Origin of the sequence: Burkholderia sp. BCC0419, assembly GCF_902830285.1 — a bacterium.
In the GTDB taxonomy this organism is placed as follows: domain Bacteria; phylum Pseudomonadota; class Gammaproteobacteria; order Burkholderiales; family Burkholderiaceae; genus Burkholderia.
This window is the reverse complement of the sequence record NZ_CADESR010000015.1, coordinates 101,938-122,208: the sequence shown is the minus strand read 5'-3', so window position 1 is coordinate 122,208 and position 20,271 is coordinate 101,938. Positions and strand designations below refer to the sequence as shown.

18 protein-coding genes and 1 pseudogene are annotated in these 20,271 nt (G+C 55.4%); 14 read left to right on the top strand and 5 right to left on the bottom strand.

All coding sequences use genetic code 11. The annotated features are described in order from the left end of the window. The first annotated feature begins 86 nt into the window (after nucleotides 1-86). Both HWW87_RS35870 and HWW87_RS35865 read left to right on the top strand, forming a co-directional pair. Entirely contained in the window at nucleotides 87-1,190 is a 1,104-nt protein-coding gene (locus tag HWW87_RS35870) for a hypothetical protein (RefSeq protein ID WP_244107409.1), read from the top strand. Next, a complete protein-coding gene (locus HWW87_RS35865) occupies nucleotides 1,187-1,381 on the top strand; it encodes a hypothetical protein (RefSeq protein WP_059834028.1) in 195 nt (64 codons plus the stop codon). The genes HWW87_RS35870 and HWW87_RS35865 overlap by 4 nt, the downstream gene beginning before the upstream one ends. Nucleotides 1,382-1,605: 224 nt before the next feature. Here HWW87_RS35865 and HWW87_RS35860 read toward each other — a convergent pair whose 3' ends face one another. Beyond that, the gene (locus HWW87_RS35860; RefSeq protein WP_175824232.1) at nucleotides 1,606-1,893 is read right to left on the bottom strand and encodes a helix-turn-helix transcriptional regulator; all 288 of its coding nucleotides are present in this window, start codon (nucleotides 1,891-1,893) and stop codon (nucleotides 1,606-1,608) included. Nucleotides 1,894-2,047: 154 nt separating this feature from the next. Between HWW87_RS35860 and HWW87_RS35855 the strand changes: the two genes are divergently transcribed. Beyond that, a complete protein-coding gene (locus HWW87_RS35855; protein WP_156443653.1) occupies nucleotides 2,048-2,410 on the top strand; it encodes a hypothetical protein in 363 nt (120 codons plus the stop codon). 124 nt (nucleotides 2,411-2,534) lie between these two features. After that, nucleotides 2,535-3,617 carry a type VI immunity family protein gene (locus tag HWW87_RS35850; RefSeq protein ID WP_175824247.1) on the top strand — a complete coding sequence of 361 codons (1,083 nt, stop codon included), beginning with the start codon at nucleotides 2,535-2,537 and terminating at the stop codon, nucleotides 3,615-3,617. A gap of 111 nt (nucleotides 3,618-3,728) precedes the next feature. Here the strand turns inward: HWW87_RS35850 and HWW87_RS35845 are convergent, their stop codons facing one another. The 3 genes from HWW87_RS35845 to HWW87_RS35835 all read right to left on the bottom strand — a co-directional run bounded on the left by HWW87_RS35845 (nucleotide 3,729) and on the right by HWW87_RS35835 (nucleotide 6,398). Then, nucleotides 3,729-4,304: a hypothetical protein gene (locus tag HWW87_RS35845; protein WP_156443652.1), complete on the bottom strand. Its 576-nt coding sequence runs from the start codon at nucleotides 4,302-4,304 to the stop codon at nucleotides 3,729-3,731. A 109-nt stretch (nucleotides 4,305-4,413) separates the two neighbouring features. After that, a complete protein-coding gene (locus HWW87_RS35840) occupies nucleotides 4,414-5,136 on the bottom strand; it encodes a DUF4436 family protein (RefSeq protein ID WP_175824230.1) in 723 nt (240 codons plus the stop codon). A 953-nt stretch (nucleotides 5,137-6,089) separates the two neighbouring features. Next, a complete protein-coding gene (locus HWW87_RS35835; protein ID WP_175824229.1) occupies nucleotides 6,090-6,398 on the bottom strand; it encodes an H-NS histone family protein in 309 nt (102 codons plus the stop codon). Nucleotides 6,399-7,829: 1,431 nt separating this feature from the next. On the opposite strand from HWW87_RS35835, the gene HWW87_RS35830 reads away from it, so the two are divergent. Beyond that, complete coding sequence (locus tag HWW87_RS35830) at nucleotides 7,830-8,207, top strand: DUF3592 domain-containing protein (protein WP_059834025.1); 378 nt, start codon at nucleotides 7,830-7,832, stop codon at nucleotides 8,205-8,207. Between the two features lie 18 nt (nucleotides 8,208-8,225). Then, nucleotides 8,226-8,798 (top strand): hypothetical protein, encoded by a 573-nt coding sequence (locus HWW87_RS35825; protein WP_059834023.1) that lies wholly within the window; start codon nucleotides 8,226-8,228, stop codon nucleotides 8,796-8,798. Here HWW87_RS35825 and tssF read toward each other — a convergent pair whose 3' ends face one another. Further along, nucleotides 8,799-10,676, bottom strand: a complete 1,878-nt coding sequence (gene tssF, locus HWW87_RS35820) for a type VI secretion system baseplate subunit TssF (protein WP_175824228.1) — start codon at nucleotides 10,674-10,676, stop codon at nucleotides 8,799-8,801. 133 nt (nucleotides 10,677-10,809) lie between these two features. Between tssF and tssI the strand changes: the two genes are divergently transcribed. From tssI to HWW87_RS35780, 8 genes and pseudogenes are all read left to right on the top strand, one after another. Then, a complete protein-coding gene (gene tssI / locus HWW87_RS35815; protein WP_244107408.1) occupies nucleotides 10,810-12,945 on the top strand; it encodes a type VI secretion system tip protein VgrG in 2,136 nt (711 codons plus the stop codon). A gap of 2 nt (nucleotides 12,946-12,947) precedes the next feature. Then, nucleotides 12,948-13,451, top strand: a complete 504-nt coding sequence (locus HWW87_RS35810; RefSeq protein ID WP_175824227.1) for a DUF6484 domain-containing protein — start codon at nucleotides 12,948-12,950, stop codon at nucleotides 13,449-13,451. A gap of 20 nt (nucleotides 13,452-13,471) precedes the next feature. Next, entirely contained in the window at nucleotides 13,472-14,611 is a 1,140-nt protein-coding gene (locus tag HWW87_RS35805; RefSeq protein ID WP_175824226.1) for a DUF2169 domain-containing protein, read from the top strand. Then, nucleotides 14,608-15,684, top strand: coding sequence for a hypothetical protein (locus tag HWW87_RS35800; RefSeq protein ID WP_175824225.1), 1,077 nt, complete (start codon nucleotides 14,608-14,610; stop codon nucleotides 15,682-15,684). The genes HWW87_RS35805 and HWW87_RS35800 overlap by 4 nt, the downstream gene beginning before the upstream one ends. Then, a complete protein-coding gene (locus tag HWW87_RS35795; protein WP_077176432.1) occupies nucleotides 15,681-17,267 on the top strand; it encodes a PAAR-like domain-containing protein in 1,587 nt (528 codons plus the stop codon). Before HWW87_RS35800 ends, HWW87_RS35795 begins: the two co-directional genes overlap by 4 nt. Next, nucleotides 17,264-18,292: a hypothetical protein gene (locus HWW87_RS35790; protein WP_208449975.1), complete on the top strand. Its 1,029-nt coding sequence runs from the start codon at nucleotides 17,264-17,266 to the stop codon at nucleotides 18,290-18,292. Before HWW87_RS35795 ends, HWW87_RS35790 begins: the two co-directional genes overlap by 4 nt. Nucleotides 18,293-18,339: 47 nt before the next feature. Next, nucleotides 18,340-19,590, top strand: coding sequence for a HEAT repeat domain-containing protein (locus tag HWW87_RS35785; RefSeq protein WP_175824224.1), 1,251 nt, complete (start codon nucleotides 18,340-18,342; stop codon nucleotides 19,588-19,590). Between the two features lie 271 nt (nucleotides 19,591-19,861). Beyond that, nucleotides 19,862-20,257, top strand: a pseudogene (locus HWW87_RS35780) (IS5 family transposase); the annotation flags it as partial. Nucleotides 20,258-20,271 lie beyond the last annotated feature (14 nt).

Below are 20,271 nucleotides of genomic sequence, written 5' to 3'. Positions count from 1 at the left end.
ATCGACCCATCGCGTGGACCAGGAAAGCGCTACTTCGCTGCGATTGTGGTGAGAGGTTTGCCGATGCGTGTACGTTGCCTGCACCAATGAAGTTCACGGAACTCGCTTCGCTGATCGCCCGCAAACTCCCAGGTTCTCGAGGTGAGCCGACAGCATTCGATGAGCTTTCGTTGGATGACATGATTGACCTCGTGGTGTGCTTCGGTAGCCAGGCCAATAGCGGAAAGAGGGAAAGTCGGAGCAAGGCATGGCTCATGCGCGAAATGAGTAATGCCATCACAGTCCTTGAGCCCTCGACTGACGCACTATCGGCTTGGCCATCTGGGTTTCTGGCGCGTCTAAATGCAATGCACAAGGAAAGAGGTGACGAGAAAGGGTGCATCGCATTCACTTTCCGCAGCGTCTATATCTATATTATTTCAACCCAAAAACGACAGGAACTCGGATTCTTGAGAGATTGTTTCTTACAGTATCTCGTTGATCATTGGCCGTGGCCTTCGCTGGATCGAAAAAACTCCCCTGTAGACGCCATTGCGTCTCGATTGCCTTGGATGTGGGCCGCACATGCGGCTCGTGAACTCAATATGAGGGAGGGGAAGCTCAAGGAGTTGGCCGAGAAGGGGCTAATCGAGGTCAAATATCGGCCATCTCAAAGCGAGAGGATGTTGCTGGCTGTGCGGCGCGAAGACCTACCCAAGATTCGACAGATCTTGCATGAGCAGGCAGGCATCAAGGCGTTGCGGAATCTTGGGATATCGATTCGACGGCAGATCGTGTTGCTCCCGCTCCTTTTTCCGGAGGCTCAAGGAGATACCGTACAGTTTCACAAAGGAGAACAAGTGCAGGTATTGAGATCCAGTATCGAAAAGCTACTCAAGCTTGCCGAGGATTTGCCGGTCATCGACTATGAGGGTGCCGAACATGTAGCGTTGGCACGGGTACTTCGATCGTGTGCTTGGCGTAATGAGATGATCGAGCATCTCTTTCGGATGATTCTCCGTGGCGAGATGAAGCCGGAGGCCGTGCTCAAGGGTAAGCCAGGGTTCACTGGATGGCTGTTTTCTCGAGAGGCGCTGGAAAGAATCAAGCTTGAGGGCTCGCTGACACGGCTGAAGGCATATTCGCAGGCAGGCGCCAACGCGCTTCCCGCGCTGGCGCCACCAAACCGGACGATATCGACGTCATCGTGAAGGCAGTTTCACCCACGTCCGTCACCGTCATCCTCGTCAGCCCCAACACGCAGACAGCAGATTTCGAGAAGCTCGACGTACGGTGGGGCCGCGTTGGTGGGATCGTCGTGATGGCGGCTTGGGCCGGCTTCGAGAACCCGGTGCAGTCGCTCGTCAAGAGCGGATCGTCGCCAGCGGCAAGCTTCGGCTGATCGACCCGAATGTGGATTCTTTGCGGCGCGGCGCTTGTTTCGGGCGTGTCGCAACGATCCAGGAGATAGCGCAGAAGGCTTTCCTCAAGCCGCGGGAGGTGGTGTGGCGGTTCACTGCAACAGCGTCGCCCGAACCAGATGGACGCCCAGGCAAATGGAGCTTGATTAAGGTGCGCCGCCGCCTTCACCGGCGTAGGCAACGTTCCTTTGCGCGGATGGCATCTCTATTCGACCTTCTGGGTCTTCGTGATAGGGCTGGGGTCGGGACGTTGCAGCAAAATGTGGGCCGCCACGCCCAACGCATCGGCTAGGCGCTCAATATTGTCAAGCGAGACATTGATCCGCGCCCGTTCCACTTGGCTGATGAATGTTCGATCGAGCTCTGCTGCGAATCCGAGTTGTTCTTGACTCAGCGAGTTTCTGACCCGAACCGCGCGCACGTTGAAGGCGAGCACATCCCGCAACGACACAAGTCGTTGATTTGGATCGGGACCTTTGAGCGGGGCTGGCATGCCCACTATGGTTCCGATATGATGCGTTAGCATCCACGGTGTTTGCATCACATAACGTCTGGCATGGTCGAAGCGAGGAACGACGGAGGCGTCGACAGCTTGCAGGTCATGCTAGGTGAGTCGACCACTGACAATCGCAGAATTCGGGAATACGATGAAAAGGATCTGTGTTGGGCTCATCGCACTCGCCGTAACAGGCGCCGTGAATGCGGTAGATTGGAAGCATTATCAGAATTTCAAAGATTCACTGGAATTCAAGTATTGGCTAACCGGTGTCACCGACGGATTCTATGCAGTAAACGAATCCTTGACAAAAGACCCCAGAAAGGGAGTGTTTTGCTTGCCATCAAGTGTCGATCTGGATATGAAAAACAAGCTATCGATCCTGGATGATTATCTGTTGAATGCACCAGGTGCAATGTCGGTGGTTAACAATCCTCCGCCTGGAACCAATGTTTTTCAATTGATCAGCCTTGATTATTTGCATGCCTTGTCCACGCGTTTCCCGTGCAAGTAGCCTTAATTGGGTGTGGGCAGGAATTGAATATAGAGGATTTAACGCACAGGTCGTTTGTGTGCGAAAAGGTCAAGATCGACGTACACGTGGCCAATAGATCACGCGACCGAAATTGCACAGAATCATCGACAAAAACTTCTTCGATCCGGCCAAGGAAAATCAAGATCTGGCCCTTATCGCCAACGGCTTGCTCGAACCTCGGTACGCGACAGGTGGCATCGGCGCAGCGCTCGTCGTACGTGCTGCGCTGTATTTCGAGCGCGCCTACGACACGTCCGTGCGTGCCGCGATTGCCGAGTGCTTTGAACAGTATGTCCAGGCTGTACCCGACAAGTTAACGTTTGTCTGGAATAACGGTAAGGCCGCACAGGTGATCACGATGGCGAAGCCAATAGCAGTGCTTGCCACTTTATTGACGCCTGAGGATCGTTTTGACTTCGACTACGTCGGGGGTAAAGAGCCGACTGATGCGAGCCTCTATCGGTTCTCCGTGGTAGGTCTGCGGCAGCGGCAGGAAAAGGCCGGAAACCGAGGATTCAACGCGTTGTCATTTTCCTGGCCGTCGGCTAACGTACTGTCGAATCCTGACGCGTTCGTGAAGCTCTTCTTTGACGCGGCGAGTCGACTTGGCGCGGCTCACGGACACGCAGGTTTCGCGGTCAATCTCTCGCCCACGAGCGTCAATCAGAACGAATCCACCGAATATTTGATCTCGCGCATGTTGCCAGGCCTCGATGTGGGCGTGCCGAGCGACCTCGCAACGCGTCAACTGCAGGGGAAGATAAAAACGGTGGATTGGCTGACTGCCATTGATCAATCGATGCTCGACGCCGTGGGCGGCCTCTCGCGACTGCGCTCCGAGTTGCCTCAGGAATGGTTCGCGATCGGAGACTACGGCCACGGTATTGTGGTCCGTGCCGGAGTCATACCTGATTCAGGAGCTTCCGACGTCGACGGTCAACCGCCCGTTGTACCACCTGCCTATATTGTGCTCGATCACGCATTGCGCATGATCCGGACGAATGACCTCGATGCGTTGCAACACGGTTCTGTGAGCGGAGAGGCGGCGACCTACAATACCGCCAAGTCGACGACCGAATGGTTACGCCGTTACGAAGTAAGCGACGAACTGCTGCAGAGTGCCCAAATAGCCATTCTCCAGACGCCCAAGTTATCTGAAAACAACGAGATCTTCCACCGAGGTTAATTTCCCTTGTTCCTTTCAGCCTAAGCGAGGCTGCGATCTACGGGGGGCATCAACTCGAGTGTGGACGGCCGGTCCGAGCACACTTGGTGACCAACTGACAAGGGTCTGAGTTTAGGCAGCAACTCGATGCGATTCAACGCTTTGTCGTAATCGGCTTTTTGCGAAAGCCGCCTTTTTTTCGATTTCCATCGCCGCGTCATGTGCCTTTTGAAAGCATCGAGTATTGTGATCCACTTTTTCACCCATCTCGGTGAGGTGCAGGACTTGGCGAAAATTTCCCCAAAAAATATTCATCTGACCGTACATTTCACTGCAAGCCTCAGAGGCTTCGGACGCATGAAAATCAACGATCATTCTGATTTCGTCGGCTTTCTCGCATAATGAAAAATATTTTCCATTGAATTCGTCAACAGACATTGATGCGCTCCACATGATGTTGAGTCCAGTTATGGAGAATTCTCGAGCTATATGACTCAGAAGTTTATGTGCAGTGGCTAGTTGAATGGCTGCAGTTTCATTGGATTTCGTCAGTAGATCGATTCTGGATTTTTCCTTGGCAAGTGCGAGTTGAAATTGATTATTGATATCTAGGTTGATTGTTTGGGTTCGGCTCGTGATGAAAACGCCGACAAGGGCCAAAATGGCCCCGGCTACGCCGGCGAATGCAGTCAGATAAATAGGTTCCATCGGTTCTCCAAAAAAATCAAAATGTAGTTGCAAGTTACGAAAATCGTGACCGATGCGAAAGGACGTGTGCTATCCGCTTCGGTGCTTGTGCGCTGACGTTGAGAGGCGGTCATTTCGGTCCATGGGGGCTGCGCTTCCAGAGCGGAATAAAAGCGACCGCGATAATAACTAACGCCAAGATAAAATCGAAGGGCAATAGACTTCCAACAGACGGTGGTGGGCCAATCAGATAGGATCGCAGGGTCGCCATACTAAGAATCGCCGCGATGAGTTCCAGTCCAGCTGGTTCCTGCGGTCGACGCCAGACGTATAAGACAGGCGTGGCCGAGATGGCAAGCAACGAAAAAACGAACCCGATATACCAGAAGCTTCGCTTGATGGTAAATCCACAGGAACGCATCCCAGAGGATTGATTGCTCTGACTTGTGAAGATATCGAAGCGTGCTGGTGTCGCATCATCCACGCCGATGTCGCGTCGTGCGTCCCATCCAGACTCGCCATCGAAGCGAACACTTAGCTCCAACGGGACACTTGCGACTGGTTGTCCAGACTGCGTTTGCAGATTCAATTGTGCCGATTTTATGCCCACCCAATATTGGTCGAAAGGGTAATTTCGAAGGGATCCGATGCCGACAGATCGTTCTTCGATATCCATCTGATAAACCGCGATCGAACCAAGCCTGGTTTCGACTGGAGGGGAAATGGATACCGGTAGCCCGGCAAAATGTATATTTCCGTCTTCTGACATCGCGGGAAGGCTGGCCCATCCTCTCAGCGACTCGGGGGCGGCTTTCGGCCACAGCCAGACCGGAACATACACCGAACCTTTCATACGGAATTTTCCACCCGATCCCCCCTCGATATGCAGATGCACTTGTCCGCTGCCTTCTGGAGATGAGCTCGCGCGACACTTGTCTCGTCCGTGTGTATCGAATACGTCGGTCGGGGCCCACAGTAGATATCCCGCGACAGAAAAAATAAAGGATGCTAGTGTGAAAATGGAAAAAATCTTCCCAAAATTTACTTTCATGTGGTCAGGATAATTGTGGAATTCGACGTTCCAAAATTTCTGCTGGGTGCTTCAATGTTATCTTCCCTGCCCCGAAATGCGATGTGGAGTCAGGGGCGAGCCGGCAATTCATCGCTTACTTTCTCCAGCGTTTCCTCCTCGCGATAGTGGAGCCTACAAGGATGGGTGTGGAAAAATTCGCTTAAGCATTCGTCGAAATTATCGTACATCTGAGATCGATTTTAATCAATGCAATGTACGCTAATTTTTCGGTGCGCCGTTGATTGTCGGTCGATCTAAATCGGCCTGGAGATTTGTGGCGGCGAATTTGGGCGGGAATTCTGGGTGCGGCGCGCTATAGATCTTCGGTTGTTGTGAATTAATATCGATATAAATGGAAGGTCCGTTGGCGACGTGGCTATGTGTCCTGGTAAGCGCTGTCGACCGAGCGCGAGTTGCGCAGAAATATCAACGTATTCGGCGGCGGTTGCCAGAATCGATCGCTTGGTTTCGTGAATGCGGACTTGAGGTAATTGGGATGACCCAAGCTGAATCGAGTGGTCCGCTATGAGAGGCTGCTTGGCTACCGTACCCTTCGAGGTAGCCGTGCTTGGGGGAATCTTGAACGACGCGCATGTTTGTTCGACGGTCGAAGGCTGCGCCATTGCTCGTAGTGCGGAGCTAGGGTCCACACATCGGATATGCACTCTCGCGCTATGTTGAGCGCAGCATCGTCGACCGATCGATCGACGATGAGGATCGAAAAAATTGCCGCCTTATTCGACCTCAGCGGCGACAATCAGAAAGCGATCGCGGTTCTTCGCCTTGGCGATCCATTGAGGCGGCTTGCCGCGGCCGCTCCACGTAGCACCGCTCTTCGGATCCTGATACTTCGGAGCCGCAGGCGCACGCTTGCCAGCGACGCTCCCACGCTTTCGCCCGAAGATCTGCTCAGGCGTAATACCATATTCCGCCACTTGTTCCCGAATCGCCGCAACAATCGTTTCAAGTTCTGCGAGACGTGCAGCCTCTGCCTGTTGCGCCAACGCATCCGCCTGTGCTTTCAGTTCAAGGTAAGTTGCCATAGGCTTGGGGAGTTCGTTTAGTTAAAAAGCGAAGACTAGCCCCCAAACTTCATCGGGTCAATCCGATACGAAATCTCCCCAACGTTGAAGTGTGTCCACGGGTAAGCTAGCAGGCATCGTCGAAGGAATGCTACCGATGTGAGGAGCTGCATTGTCCGCCGATCAATTGAAGCGCTTGCGCAAGGCGCTCTCGCCATACGGATTGAAGCTGCTCGAGACAGAGTGGCTCGGCTGGCATGCACGATATCGATTCCGCTGTCCAAAGGGCCATGAAGTGAGCCGATCGGGCTCTCATCTTTTCTACCACCTCGTGACCTGCCCTGCCTGTAGAGCTGACGAAGCTTTACAGCACCTTCAACGCCTCGCGCGTCAGGCAGGTGGCCGATGTCTGTCGGACCGATATGTGGGGCGATCGGCACGCTATAGATTTGCTTGCCGTGAGGGGCATACCTTTGAAAAGTCTGTCGGTAGTTTGGAGAAAGGGGCATGGTGCGTACTGTGCGCGCATGCCAAACATTCGAAACGCATGGCCGCCCCCGACGGGATGAACCGAATGCGCAATGTCGCGCGTTCGCATGGCGGCAAATGCTTGACGAAAGTCTACACAAAACTTTCAGACCGCTATCGCTTCCGGTGCGCGGAAGGTCATGAGTGGGAGACGGTTGGTCTTGAGGTCATGCGCGGTGCATGGTGCCGCATCTGTTCGAATCAGCAGAAGGTCCACGCGTATCGCCTCAAGGATGGGATGGCTCGCTTACGCGCGTGCGCCGCGAACCACGGCGGAAGCTGCCTTTCCCAAGTTTATGAAGGAAGCAAGGCAAACTATCGGTTTCGATGTAAGGCCGGTCACGAATGGGAAATGTTAGGTGCGCGGATCTTTCGTGGAGCATGGTGCACGGAGTGCCAGCATGAGGCGAAGCGATTTGGTATCGACTTCATGCGTCAGTTGGCAGCCGGTCACGGAGGGCGCTGCCTAACCAATTCCTACAGGAATACAACTACCCAACTGGAATGGGAGTGCGCACTAGGGCATCGCTGGTGGGCTTATCCAGGAGCAGTCGTTCGAGGTCATTGGTGCGCCGCCTGCAGTCACAATGCGGCCAAACTCGGTATCGACCTGATGCGTACGATCGCGGCCGAGCGCGGAGGAATGTGTGTCTCCACAAGCTACGTGAATAGTGCGACAAAGCTGGAGTGGGAGTGCGCACGGGGCCATCGTTGGTTAGCTACGCCCAATTCTATCCGGCGCGGCCACTGGTGTGCTCGCTGCTATTTCATCAGCATCACAACTACAGACAAGACGCGTCGAAAGCGGCGTCATGAGGTTGCCTAACGCCTGCGCCGATTTGATAGCCGGCGATGCGCTAAAATCCAGCGCAGATAGGCTGCGGTCAAACTCCGCATGTCGAATGAAAGAAATCGAGAGGGCTCATGGTCAAGGCTATCCTAGGCATTGTGATGGGGATCGGTTTTCTCATAATCGCGGCCTTCGTCGCGTGGTCGACTCACGAATTTCTCCAGACGGCGATTGCCGTACCCGGGGAAGTTGTCAGCCTGAATGCAGGCGGGAGCCATCCCCAGATCGAATTTGTCACCAAAGCAGGCCAGCGCGTCTCCTATCCGCAGGGAGGGATGATCTACGGCATGAAGGTCGGCGATAAAGTGACCGTGCTATATCAGGAGGACGCTCCTCTGCGATCCGCCACGATCGATCGATTCGGCGCAGTTTGGAATTGGACGTTGATGGCACTGATCTTCGGCGCCGGCTTCATTCTCTTCTCGCTGATGAACCTGCCATCCAGAAAATAAACGACTTGAGAGGGCCACGTGTCAATTTTCAGGCATAGCGACTGGACATACAAAACTGGCGCAACTGGTGGTGTCAGTCTCGAACTTGCCGTTGCTTCGGGCGGCACGATCGTCCTGGCGGATCCCGGCGGTCAACTGTTCGACTTCTATTACGGCGGTCTTGGGATCGGATATGGCCTTGGACTCCGAATCCCGAAGATCAAGTTGCCTAGGTTTTCGATACCTGAGATCAAGATTCCGAAGATCGCCGGGCACGAGGTCGGGGGCGCAGGTTCGCTCAAGTCCTTTGATAGCGCTGGCTTGATATACATGTTGCCGGCGTTTGACGGCAAAGAGCTCTCCAAGTCGGATTTTCAAGGGGCTACGGTCTATCTCGACGGAGGCGTCGGCGTCGGGTACGGCAAGGCAGGTACGGCCATGCTTCTTGGTATCAATCCCGCACAACTTGCGCTCGGATTATCGAGCCCCGCAATGATGTGGCTGGCAGAGAACGCAATTGCTCACGCGCGGGCCGCCCTGGTGATGGGCGGGACGACTGTGGGCCTCATAGCTGGAGGCGGCGCAGGCATTTTGGTCGGTTATCTGCATTAACTAGATCAGCGGCCGTGTTCCGATTCGCGCCGGACAGCGTCGAAGTTCGCGCCCCGTCTGCGAGGAGCAAATAACCAGCTCGATGTAGCTGTTCATCGCAGCATACGGGGCAAACAACCTGTCCAACATTCGCGCGAACAAGTGCAACGTGACGTCGCGCAACGCTGCCTCATCGAGAGAGACGACAATCTCGACACCGCGGACGAACGACGGGAACGCGCCATCGGGTGACATCCATCTGATCGCGGGGCGATGGTCCAGGTCGGTGATCGCATCGATGCTCCGTTGCGCGATGATGCTCGCGCGCGGCGCGTGCAGTCTTAGAAAGTCTTTAAATGCCTTCAGCCCCGTTTGCGTGAGATCGAACGGGTGCAACGACATGCCCGCAAGGATCCGCCACAATGCGTCGTGGCCGCGCGGCAGTGTGCTCGGCAAGGTCGGGCGCGTAAGCAATCTAATGGGGCACGCTAACGCCGCGCTCTCGTGCAGCAGGTCGCTGTCGCGTGCACCGATTGGCAACCGGGCGGGCAAATCTCCGTTGGTAGCCGTGACGTCGACATCGACTTGCGGATGTTTCAGTTGCGCAGAATGGCCCTCCAGTCCGACGAGTGATAGCAGCAGTGGCGCGCGCGTTGTTCCAGTTGCTGCGTACGGATCGCGAAACGCAGCCCAGTATGCAATCGCGGGATCAGGGGCGCGAGCATGGCTGAACGCCCGGTAAGGCAATACGTTCGTACGTACGTGGCGACTGGTCAATGGCGAGCCCCTCTCTTGTTCAGCCTCCAAGCGATCGCCTAAATGAACGGCATCGATCGAGTACACGTCGAGCGGGGAGCCGGTCTCCAGCGGCTCCGGTGTGACGGGGTATGCCCTATCAGCGCTTGTCAACTGGATCGGAATCGCATCTCGCTTGAACAGATTGACCACCGGTGTGCAGTACAACCGAAAGGACGAGGCATCGAGTTCAGTCAGTACCTGTGCTGCGGCGGATTCGGCTGGTGTGTCGAGGATTGCGAGATGCAACGTCAGTCGCTTTGCCGCTGGCGTGCGTGCGGCCCGCCGAATTCGTCCTAGATCGATGTCAACAAAGTCGAATTTTTCGGGGAACGCGAAGGACTCGATGAGCGTTTGGTACGCATCCGATGTAGTGGTCGATTCTTTCGGCAACAGGCATTCATTCTCGCCAAAACCTACCGATTCGATCGGTATCCTAGATAATGCCGCCCACCGGCCGCTCTGATCGACCTCAACAAATGCGGCGCCGGCACGTAGCAGCAAAGCATCGGTGAGCGCAGCAACGCGCGGCCGATCACCGGACAGGTGAACACGAACTGTACCGGACGGGATTGCCTCATCGAATATCTCAGTCGGCGTCGCACTGGCGAACTCGATCGAGAGTATGCCTGTGACACTGGGCGGGAGTCGGACGGCCGCTGGGACGAGCGTGGCCGGAGCATAGCGCACCGAGTGAACTCGTAACGGGGACAACGTGACGTCATAGATAGTTTGAAACCGGTACGGTGCCGCGTTAGCATCGAGCAGCGTGCCGCGCGGCATCGTGAACGGCGTTGTCAACTGGCCGAAGAGATCTCTCGGATCAAACTGCGCGATCGCGCACGAAGGCACGGTGCGAAGATACTGTGGATACAGCATCTCCAGCAGCGATTCGGTGAATTCCGGATAGGTGTCCTCAAGCTTTGCATCGACACGCGCGGCCAACAATGCAAACGTCTGGATCATCCGGTCGACATGCAGATCGCCCTGCCCGTTTGCAACCCCGAGTCGGGCGCCGATCTTCGGATAGCGTCGTGCAAATTCCGTGACGCCACGTAGCAGCAAACCGACCTCGTATTCGTAGTGAGGCAACAGGTTATCCATTCACCTTTCCTACAGCTCCGTCCCCATATATGAGGTACAAGAAACACAAAACTTGATCTTTTCGGCGGCCGGCAGTTTAAAATCCACCGACGAATAATATCCTGCCACTCCGATGCAGGGTTCTGAGGGCGCCATGCAACTGTCAGATATTCCAAGTTTTTTTGGGCTACAGAGCAATCGGCTGTTCACCATCCAGACGCCTATGAAGGGCCGATCTGACTTGGTGCTTGTCGATTTTCACGGTACCGAAGGCTTATCTCAAAACTTCGAGTTCCACGTTCGGCTCGCCTCTCAAGACTCGAACATTGAACTGAAGAAGCTGATCGGTCAGCCTGTGACGATTACGTTACAGCTTACCGATGCGCTGGCGAGCTCGGAAGAGCGGTATTTCCACGGCTACGTAGCCAACTTCACCCACCTCGACCACGACGGTAGCTTCACCGTCTACAGCGCGACACTCGTGCCATGGCTTTGGATGCTCTCGCGCAGTCGCGACATCCGGATTTTTCAGGAGGAGAATACCGAAGCAATTCTTTCAAAAGTCTTTCAAGACTACGGAAAGATTGCGTCGTTCGAGTTCCGATTGTCTAAGGCGACAAAGAATCGCAGCTACTGCACGCAGTACCGTGAAACCGACTTGGAATTTGTCGAGCGCCTCATGCAAGAAGATGGCCTGTTCTTCTTCTTCGAGCACGCGAAAGACGGTCACAAGCTGATCATATCGGACAACTCGATCGCGGCGAAGCCGATCAGCGGCCGCAGTCCGGTGTTGCAATACACCAAAGGCGAGGCGCTCGACAATCTAGCTGTCATCACGTCGTTCCAGGCGAGCCGACAACTGGAATCCAACAGTGTCGGTCTGAAGACGTTTGATTACAAGGCACCGCACGCGCGCCGGTTTGTTTCGGGTGGAACCGAAGTCAACCAGGGCGAAGTACCGTCGTACGAAGTCTACGACTATCTGGGCGAGCATGGGTTTGCGGACAGCGATCGCGGAGAAGCATTGACGCGCTTCAGAACACAGGCGCTTGCGGCACACAGCAAGGTCTTCATCGGAACGAGCACGAGCCGGCGGTTAGCGCCATGTCAATACTTCGAACTCGACGATCACTACGACCACAGCAATGCCAAACAGGAGGATCGACAGTTTCTGTTGACGACGATCACCCACAGCGGAACGAATAACTATCAGGCCGGAGAAGGCGCAGCGAACTACCACTGCAGTTTCACCTGCATCCGCAAGAAGATTCCGTATCGGCCGGCGTTCACCATCGAGCGACCGTCGATCATCGGTCCGCAAACGGCCGTCGTCGTCGGTCCCGAAGGCGAGGAAATTTACACGGACAACCTAGGCCGCGTGAAGGTGCAATTCCATTGGGATCGGCTAGGCAAGCGCGATCAAGGCAGTTCATGCTGGGTACGTGTCGGGCAACCGTGGGCCGGTCGCGGATTTGGGATGATCCAGATCCCGCGGATAGGTGACGAGGTGGTCGTAATTTTCCTTGACGGTAATCCGGATAGACCCCTGATCATCTCGAGCGTCTATAACTCCGCCAACCTGCCTCCATGGGGATTGCCTGCGAATGCTACACAGAGCGGGATTCTCACGCGCTCGACCAAAACCGGCAACGTCAACACGGCCAACGCCATTCGCTTCGAGGACAAGAAGGGTTCGGAGGAAGTCTGGTTGCATGCTGAGAAAGATCAGCGCCTCGAGGTCGAGCACGACGAGTCGCATTGGGTTGGAAACGATCGAAAGAAGAACATCGATCACGATGAGACGGTGCATGTCGGCCATGACCGAACCGAGACGGTCGACAACAATGAGACCATTACGATCGGCGTGGATCGTACCGAACGCGTTGGCAGCAACGAGACCCTGACGGTTGGAGGTAACCGAAATGAGACGATCGAAGGTTTGCAGAATCTTCTGATCGCGCTCGCCTCAACCGAGACGATCGGACTCGCCAAGGCGCTGACGATCGGCGCCGGCTACAACGTGGCCGTTGGCGGTGCAATGAATACGGTTGTCGGGCTCGCGCAGGCCGAAGAGGTTGGTCTTTCCAAGACAACGCTGGTTGGAAAGACCTGGACCATTACTGCTGGCGATCGGCTGGAAATCAAGGTGGGCAAAGCACATCTTGTGATGGACAGCGACGGGACGATTTCCATCAACGGCCACGAGATCAACGTTGGAAGCACTGGCGAGCAGCACTATAAGGCCGACGGTGAGATCAACATGAAAGGCAAAAAAATTCTGGGGAACTGATTATGAATACTCGCCTACCCGATTCCCTTCGTGTCGAGATTGAAGGTACGCTTTCCGAAAGTGCATCGAAACCGTTATCGACGAAACCGGACGATCTGCGGTTTGGCGTAGTGCTTGCACGAATTCGTGGCACCAGAGAGGACGGTCGAGTTCAGATCAGTTTCCTCTCAGCTGATCTGCCGGATGCGTGGGCGCAGTGTTTGTCCCCGCTTGACGAATCATCAACAGATCGCACTTGCGCAGTGCAGTTCGTTGGTGGCGATACAACGCAGCCGATTGTTATGGGCTTGTTGCTAGAATCGACCTCGAGCGATAACGATGACGTCGCTACTGCAATGGCTGGCGAACGGGTCGTCATCGAAGCACAACAAGAAATCGAACTTCGCTGCGGCGATGCACGGATCTTACTGACGCGCGACGGTATTGTTCAGATTCGCGGCACATATGTCACCAGCCACGCGAGTGCGACGCAGCGCATTCGAGGTGGTTCGGTCCAGCTCAACTGACGCGACGAGGAGACGTCGCAGTGGACATCGTGAATGGAAGCAAGCACGTCTCAGTCGAGGTCTCTACTGCCCTCGATGTCGAGGGACGTGAGCATCTGATTATCGTTGCGAAGGCCACATACGGCATACCTGCTAATGATGGAGCGGCTACGCCGATCAAAAGCCAACCGTTCGTTATGGCTGACATCTACGCCGGTGAACCTGGTCTATCAGCGGCACTCTATGAAGCGGACTTCGTGTTACGGAAGCAGCGGTGCGACGTGCTGTTTAACGCCAACGCCTATGCATCTGGCCTGAGTCCCGTGACGCAATTGGATGTTCGAGTTCAAGTCGGCGCAATGAACAAGACGTTGCGTGTGTTTGGCGATCGCTTCTGGGAAAAGCGGCTGACCGGCATTAAACCGGGCAAGCCCGCACCCATCACGCGTGTGCCGTTGCACTATGGGAAGGCCTACGGCGGGGTTCAGATTGTCGACGGCGATAGCGGAACGCAATCGTTCACCCACAGAGGGAATCCAATAGGCATCGGGTATGGGCCATCGAGCAAAGAGATGGTCGGCGTTCCCATGCCGAATATCGAATCTGTTGACGACCCGGTTCAATCTCCGAAGAAGGATTACCCGCCTCGTGCACTGTCAGCAATCAGTCGATCCGATCCGAAGCGAGCCGCATATGCAGGAACATATGATGAGCGATGGCGCCGTGACGTCTTCCCATTTCTGCCAGAGGATTTTGACGACCGCTACTATCAGTGCGCACCGGAGGACCAACAAATCGAATTTCCTCGCGGCGGTGAGACCGTGGAACTGCTCAATCTGATGCAGGGCAGGCCTCATGTTCGCTTCAAGCTCCCGAAACTGAGTCAGATGCCAGTTCGAATTCTGGGAACTGACTATCAGGTACACGAACCAGAAGTGCATGTCGATACGCTGTATTTCGAACCAGACGAAGAGCGTTTCAGCGTCGTCTGGCGCACCAGCATTCCACTTCAACGCCGCATACAGGAGATTGATACGGTGGCCGTCGGACCAATCTGCAAAAACTGGTGGATGGCGAAAATCGGGGGCGCGGCTGGATGCACCGGGTGTGGCGGTAAACGCAGCACCAAATCGGCACCTGACGACTGTGAAGACGAGATCACGTTGGTCGAAAAATTATGACGCCTCTTTCGGTTCAAGAAATCGGGATGTGCTGCGCAGTCGGCCATTCATCGCTATCGGCCAGTGCTGCGATCCGTGCGAACATCAATCACTTCCGGGAGACCCGCTTCGTCGGCTTTGATGGGGAACCGATTGTCGGTGCCTATCTGGACGGAATCGAAGAGTGGGGGTCTGCTCGACTGGCCAAGATGTTTCGCACTGTTGTCGAAGAATGCCGCACCAGTTCTGGCGTGCGCTGGTCACCGGAGACAACGGCACTGCTGTTGCTGGTGCCTGAGCCAAGTCGCCCCGGGACCGACGATGACTGGCCCGATGAGATCTTGACCTCTTGTGCTCAGGAAACGGGCCTCTCTTTTAGCCGACTATCGCGAATCTTGCGTACCGGAAAGGCTGGAATTGGAGAGGCACTCTTGCTCGCGCACTCGTTGCTGAACGAGCAGCGGGTTGGGCATGTGATGGTCTTGGGCATCGACAGCTATCTGCACGCAGATGTTGTCGTCCAGCATCTCGAGGGTGAGCGAATTCTCTCAACTGAAAACCGCGACGGATATATTCCTGGCGAAGGAGCCGGCGCAGTTTTGTTAGGTCTAGACGATGGAGCTCCAGGGCGGCTGCTAATTACTGGCATCGGATGCGCTGAGGAGAACGCGCGGATTAGCCAGTTAGAGAAGCCAATTCGCGGCTTGGGGCTCAAGAGGGCGATCCGCGATGCAAGCCAAATGAGCGGTTTCGCTGTCAGTGCGTGTGCTTTCCATATGAGCGATATCAGTGGTGAGTCGTACTACTTCAGAGAAGCGTCGCTAGCGATCGCAGGCAGTTTGGAAACGAAGGTGGAGAGCTTCCCTCACTACACCCCGGCAAGCAGCCTTGGTGAAACAGGTGCTGCGGTCGGGCCGTTGTTGCTCGCTTACCTTAGTGCAATCTCCGGTCGCTGGGACAGTCCTGGCCATCGAGGTCTTCTTCACTTCAGCAATGACGACGGACGGCGGGCCGCCGTCATGGTCGAATATCGGCCGGATCCCTTCCACAAGAACAATGATGCGAGCTTTGTCGCATCAGGGGTAGGACGATGAGCACGAACGTATATGTGAACAATCGCGAGGCCTGCTCGAAAGCGGCCAACGGCAAGTCCACGGCAGCGTTCCCTGACCCGTGCTGGAGTCCGCCGAATCCACCCGCCGGTCCTATCGTTGTGCCGTATCCAAACACGGCATACGCGAGAGATCTCGCAAACGGCACGAGTACGGTATTTATCTGTGGCTCAATGGTTGCACAAGCCGACACATCGTATTTTGCGACGAGTATCGGTGACCAGGGGGCAACGGAATCGCTACCGAAAGGCGTTGCAACCGGCGCAATCGAAGGCAAGGCGTATTTTATTTCGTGGTCGCATGATGTGATGTTCGAGGGTAAGGGGGTTCCTCGGCACGAAGATCTGATGACGCACAACCACGCTTCAGATCCCGGGAACACTCCGCCGCACATTTATATGGATAGCGATGCGATTCGACGCGATTGCTCTGGGGAGCTTAAGAAGGTTCAGGACGCTTGTAAAAAAACTGGCGACGATAAGGTACCGAAGCACGCCGTCTTGAACAAATTCCTGAGCCCGAAGACCCTGCAAAAACTTGATCAGCTTGAAGGCGATATCAAGAAAAAGCTCGAGAGCAATAGCGATACGGCTTGGATGGAGCATTGCACTGGGCTCTGGATCAAACCTAGTGGCGGCGTCAAGGATGTGATCGACAAGTTCAACAGCTTGCTGAAAGACATGACGTCCGACTTCAAGGACACTGTGAAGAACATGCTGACCCCCTTGGTCGACAAGGTGAAAGCCGAGGTTGAACAAAAAGTTGGACAGGCAGCTGCGAAGCGCGGAGCAGAACTCGGGGAGCGGGCACTGACGCGGTGGGGCGTAGGCGCTGTCGCGGGTGGTGGTATCTTCGATGAGGTAACTGAAATTGGTGCGACAGCATGGAACGCCTATGACTGGGCGAGTACCGCTTATCAGGGTTACCAGCTCAGCAAAGAGGCGTACAAGGCCGTTCAGGAAATCGGCGACATCAAGGATATGGTTGGACAGGCTTCGAAGGAACTTGAAGCGCTTGCTTCCGATGCAGCCAAGATGTCTCCGACACAGGCCATGGCCACCGGCATGGGCGTTCTGTCGCGCTTCAACGCATGCACGCGAGCACGCCGCTGTATCCTCGTTACCTATGACGAGACTAAAGCGCCGAAGAACCTAAACGGGAAAGGCTGTTGCCCAGGGCAAACGGGACACCACATCCTCCCTGATGAAATGACAAAGGGCGGGCGCTGCCCAGGATACGACAAGAACTCGGCACCGACGGTTTGCGTGGAAGGCACGAACAACAATAACGGTTCCCACGGCCTTATCCATAAGGCGATGGCTATCATGATCAAGGACCATACTTCTGGATTGTTCGGGAGCAACACACTGTCGTACGAAAAGGCGCGGGACTACGGCATTAGAAGCATTCGAGATACTTTTCCAGAGTCTCAGTGCAGTAGGAAGTGCCTGAAAACCCAGTTGGACTCGTACTATCGAAGTAAATGCAACCAGGACCTGCCTGCGGTTTCGGGAAGCTCCGGCGGTGGTGGGCAGGACGATAGCGCAACGGATACCGAAAAATGAACTCTGAAGGAAGCGGCATGATCACGGACCGGGAGTACAAGAACAGTCTGCATGGGTACTACATTACAGACTGTGTTGTCCGGAACCGAGACTACTTTCATTTCGCGGTGCGGAATGAGGCCGAAGGTGAGGACGCTAGTCCCTTGTCGGAAGAGAAAGTATCGAAGAAGATTGTCGGGTTCTATCTCGATGAGCCACTCGACAAGCGGATGGGGTCACGTGGCCTCACCGGGTTCGGCATGCTTCATGTCGGCGCGGCCAAACTGCCATCTGGGAAAGACCAGGTCGTTGCGGTCGACGACGGCGGGCAAGTATACGCAAGCGGTGGCGGACGGTCCGAAGTCGAAGCCGCCATTCCGGTTAGTAAGGAAGGGCCTCGACGTGGTGGAATTCGACGCATCCGCATGATCGCGGGCCGGCTATATGCTGTCGGGGGATATAACACGGCATGCTTTAGAGCCAACGTCGGTGACTGGACATCTTTGTGCCTCAATCTGCCCATCCCCGATCCTGACAACGTCGACGCCGTCGAAGATGGAAGCTTCGCGGACATCGACGGGTTTTCGCACGACGATCTCTATGCTGTGGGCGGACGCGGCAATGCATGGCGCTTCACCGGTTCGAAATGGAAGCGCGTACCGTTGCCGACCAACATGCTGCTGACGTCCGTCTGCTGCACGCCGGATGGGAATGTATATATTGGAGCGCAGTCGGGAACGATCTTCAAAGGTCGCGAAGACACCTGGGTCATGATTCACCGTGGCGATATGACGTTGCCGTTCAAGGACATCGTGTGGCACGCAGGCAAGCTCTGGTGCACGTCCGATTACGGTGTGTGGAACATCGTCGACGACAAGGTCGTCGACGTCGAGCTACCGGCCGAAATCAAGGTATGCGCTGGTAATCTATCGGCCGCGGATGGAATGATGCTGATGGCAGGGGTACACGGCGCAGCGTATCACGACGGGATTGAATGGCGGCTGATCTTCAACCGCTTCGAGATGGATGAACGGGCCACTCGATAATGACGGTTCCTACGGTTGCAAGATCTCCTGTTATACGACCATTGCTGATGCGGCATGCACAGGATGCCGCGTTCTACTGGGCTCAGAGCGATAGCAGTTTATGTTCGCCGACAGTGTCGATCAAGAAATTGGCATCGTTTCATAGTCTGCTTGAGGCGAACCTCGATGGACTCCGTGTGGCGGGCGACGCCGGAATGCTGATGGCGCGCAGAGAGCTTGATCGCTGGAAATCCCAAGGCGACGCGTTCGTATACGGAGTGCTCTCGCTCGAGAGATACGCCGACAGCCAGTTTGAACCTGCGTGGGATTTGCTCGACGAGCATGCAGAGTCGACTGTATACGGGTTCAGTTGCGCGATCTCATGGGCGTCGCGTAAGGCGGTCTTCGCCCGACTCGAGCAATGGAAAGCGGCTGCTCACTCGCTTCCGTTGGCGCTATCGGTATTCGCACGGCGGGAGCTTGCTTTGCCGATCGCCTCACCGGACGTGGCTCGATACTTCGATCATGAATCGCATTGGGTGCGGGTCGCGGCGTGCAATCTCGCAGCAGAACTCCCTGTTGCATCCGCTCGAAATTTCCTTCTTCGCGCACTCGATGATGACGACCTAGGCGTCCAAATCGCCGCTGCTGACGCTTTGATGAAGTTTGGACGTGATACAAGAGTGAGGCAACGACTCGTCGACATGGTCGGGCGATGCAAGCTATTGGCTGAGGAGTGGCGCGGTTTGGCAAAGCAAATCGCACTTGCGCGACTGGACCGACTAGCCAGATACCTTGGGCATGCGGTGAACTGTGGCGACCATGAGGCCCGCGAAATATTTGAGGCGCTTCCCGCTGAACTAAAAATGCCGTTCGTCGCCCATCATGGTGATCCGGTGTTTGTCGACGATCTTGTCGCGCAGTTGTCCGAGAACAGATTGTCTGACACCGCATTTCAGGCGATGCATTTAATTACTGGCATCGATTTGGATGACAGCCAGTTTCTGGTTAGAACGACACCGATGCCCGATAAGGATTCGGACGAGGACTCCTTGCAGCAGCTTGATTCGGCGCGGTTGCAACCGGACCATAGCGCAATAACCGACTGGTGGGATAAAAACCGGGCTCACTTCAGGAGCGGAACTCCGTGGCTGGTAGGGTCGTCGGCTTTGAACCACGAACATATCGGCCGGATCTTTCGTTTGGGATCGCAGTTGCAACGGTTCGCGGCTCAAATGCACGCGTTTTCGCATGGCATTTCGATTTCCAAGTTGGACATCCGAACACCCATGTGGCGGCAACCGGTGAATTCTGCTTAGCTGGTTGATCGGACCTATGGCGTCGCACGTGACTTTTCTACCGCATTTCGGAACTAGGATCAACATAGCTTGCTGCTCAAGTTCATAAAATCATCAGCCGGCACGACCGAGAGTTATCTCACTTTCTTAGCAGGCCGTTGAAATACCTCGGTCGGTCCTGCACGATGTAGGTTCCCGAGATCAAGGAAGAACAGGCCGATGCGAGGTGCGGGCGGTTACAACGAATCGTTGTTCAGCACGGTGAGGCTAGAAGAATTTGTTCCGCAGACGCATCGCTGCGATCCTGACTGGCGCGAACGTCAACGATGTTACGCAGTTGCAGCCGCTGATCTACGCGATTCCATCGATTCGCGGCCTGCGCGGCCACCCGATTCAACGGCCTCGCGTGGTCTACGCCGATCGCGGATACGACTCCGAGCGGCATCGGCGAGCCCTGCGCAATCGCGGTATCCAGCCAGTGATCGCGAAGCGCCGGACCGGACACGGCAGCGGACTCGGCAAGTATCGTTGGGTGGTCGAACGCACTCCCTCCTGGCTCCACAGTTTTCGTCGCTTACGCACTCGCTTCGAGCGACGGGCTGACATTCACGAAGCATTCCTGAAACTCGGTTGCTCGCTTGTCTGTTGGAACATCTTCAGGCGTATCGAGCAGCCCTTTTTGAACTAGCCTCTTAGAAGTTT

Excerpts from the sequence above, each read along its gene's own strand:
- HWW87_RS35790 (WP_208449975.1), top strand. The coding sequence starts at position 17,264 with ATGAACTCTGAAGGAAGCGGCATGATCACGGACCGGGAGTACAAGAAC.
- HWW87_RS35845 (WP_156443652.1), bottom strand. The coding sequence starts at position 4,304 with ATGGAACCTATTTATCTGACTGCATTCGCCGGCGTAGCCGGGGCCATT.
- tssI (WP_244107408.1), top strand. The coding sequence starts at position 10,810 with ATGCAACTGTCAGATATTCCAAGTTTTTTTGGGCTACAGAGCAATCGG.
- HWW87_RS35830 (WP_059834025.1), top strand. The coding sequence starts at position 7,830 with ATGGTCAAGGCTATCCTAGGCATTGTGATGGGGATCGGTTTTCTCATA.
- HWW87_RS35860 (WP_175824232.1), bottom strand. The coding sequence starts at position 1,893 with ATGCCAGCCCCGCTCAAAGGTCCCGATCCAAATCAACGACTTGTGTCG.
- HWW87_RS35810 (WP_175824227.1), top strand. The coding sequence starts at position 12,948 with ATGAATACTCGCCTACCCGATTCCCTTCGTGTCGAGATTGAAGGTACG.
- tssF (WP_175824228.1), bottom strand. The coding sequence starts at position 10,676 with ATGGATAACCTGTTGCCTCACTACGAATACGAGGTCGGTTTGCTGCTA.
- HWW87_RS35855 (WP_156443653.1), top strand. The coding sequence starts at position 2,048 with ATGAAAAGGATCTGTGTTGGGCTCATCGCACTCGCCGTAACAGGCGCC.
- HWW87_RS35785 (WP_175824224.1), top strand. The coding sequence starts at position 18,340 with ATGCGGCATGCACAGGATGCCGCGTTCTACTGGGCTCAGAGCGATAGC.
- HWW87_RS35795 (WP_077176432.1), top strand. The coding sequence starts at position 15,681 with ATGAGCACGAACGTATATGTGAACAATCGCGAGGCCTGCTCGAAAGCG.
- HWW87_RS35870 (WP_244107409.1), top strand. The coding sequence starts at position 87 with ATGAAGTTCACGGAACTCGCTTCGCTGATCGCCCGCAAACTCCCAGGT.
- HWW87_RS35840 (WP_175824230.1), bottom strand. The coding sequence starts at position 5,136 with ATGAAAGGTTCGGTGTATGTTCCGGTCTGGCTGTGGCCGAAAGCCGCC.
- HWW87_RS35835 (WP_175824229.1), bottom strand. The coding sequence starts at position 6,398 with ATGGCAACTTACCTTGAACTGAAAGCACAGGCGGATGCGTTGGCGCAA.
- HWW87_RS35800 (WP_175824225.1), top strand. The coding sequence starts at position 14,608 with ATGACGCCTCTTTCGGTTCAAGAAATCGGGATGTGCTGCGCAGTCGGC.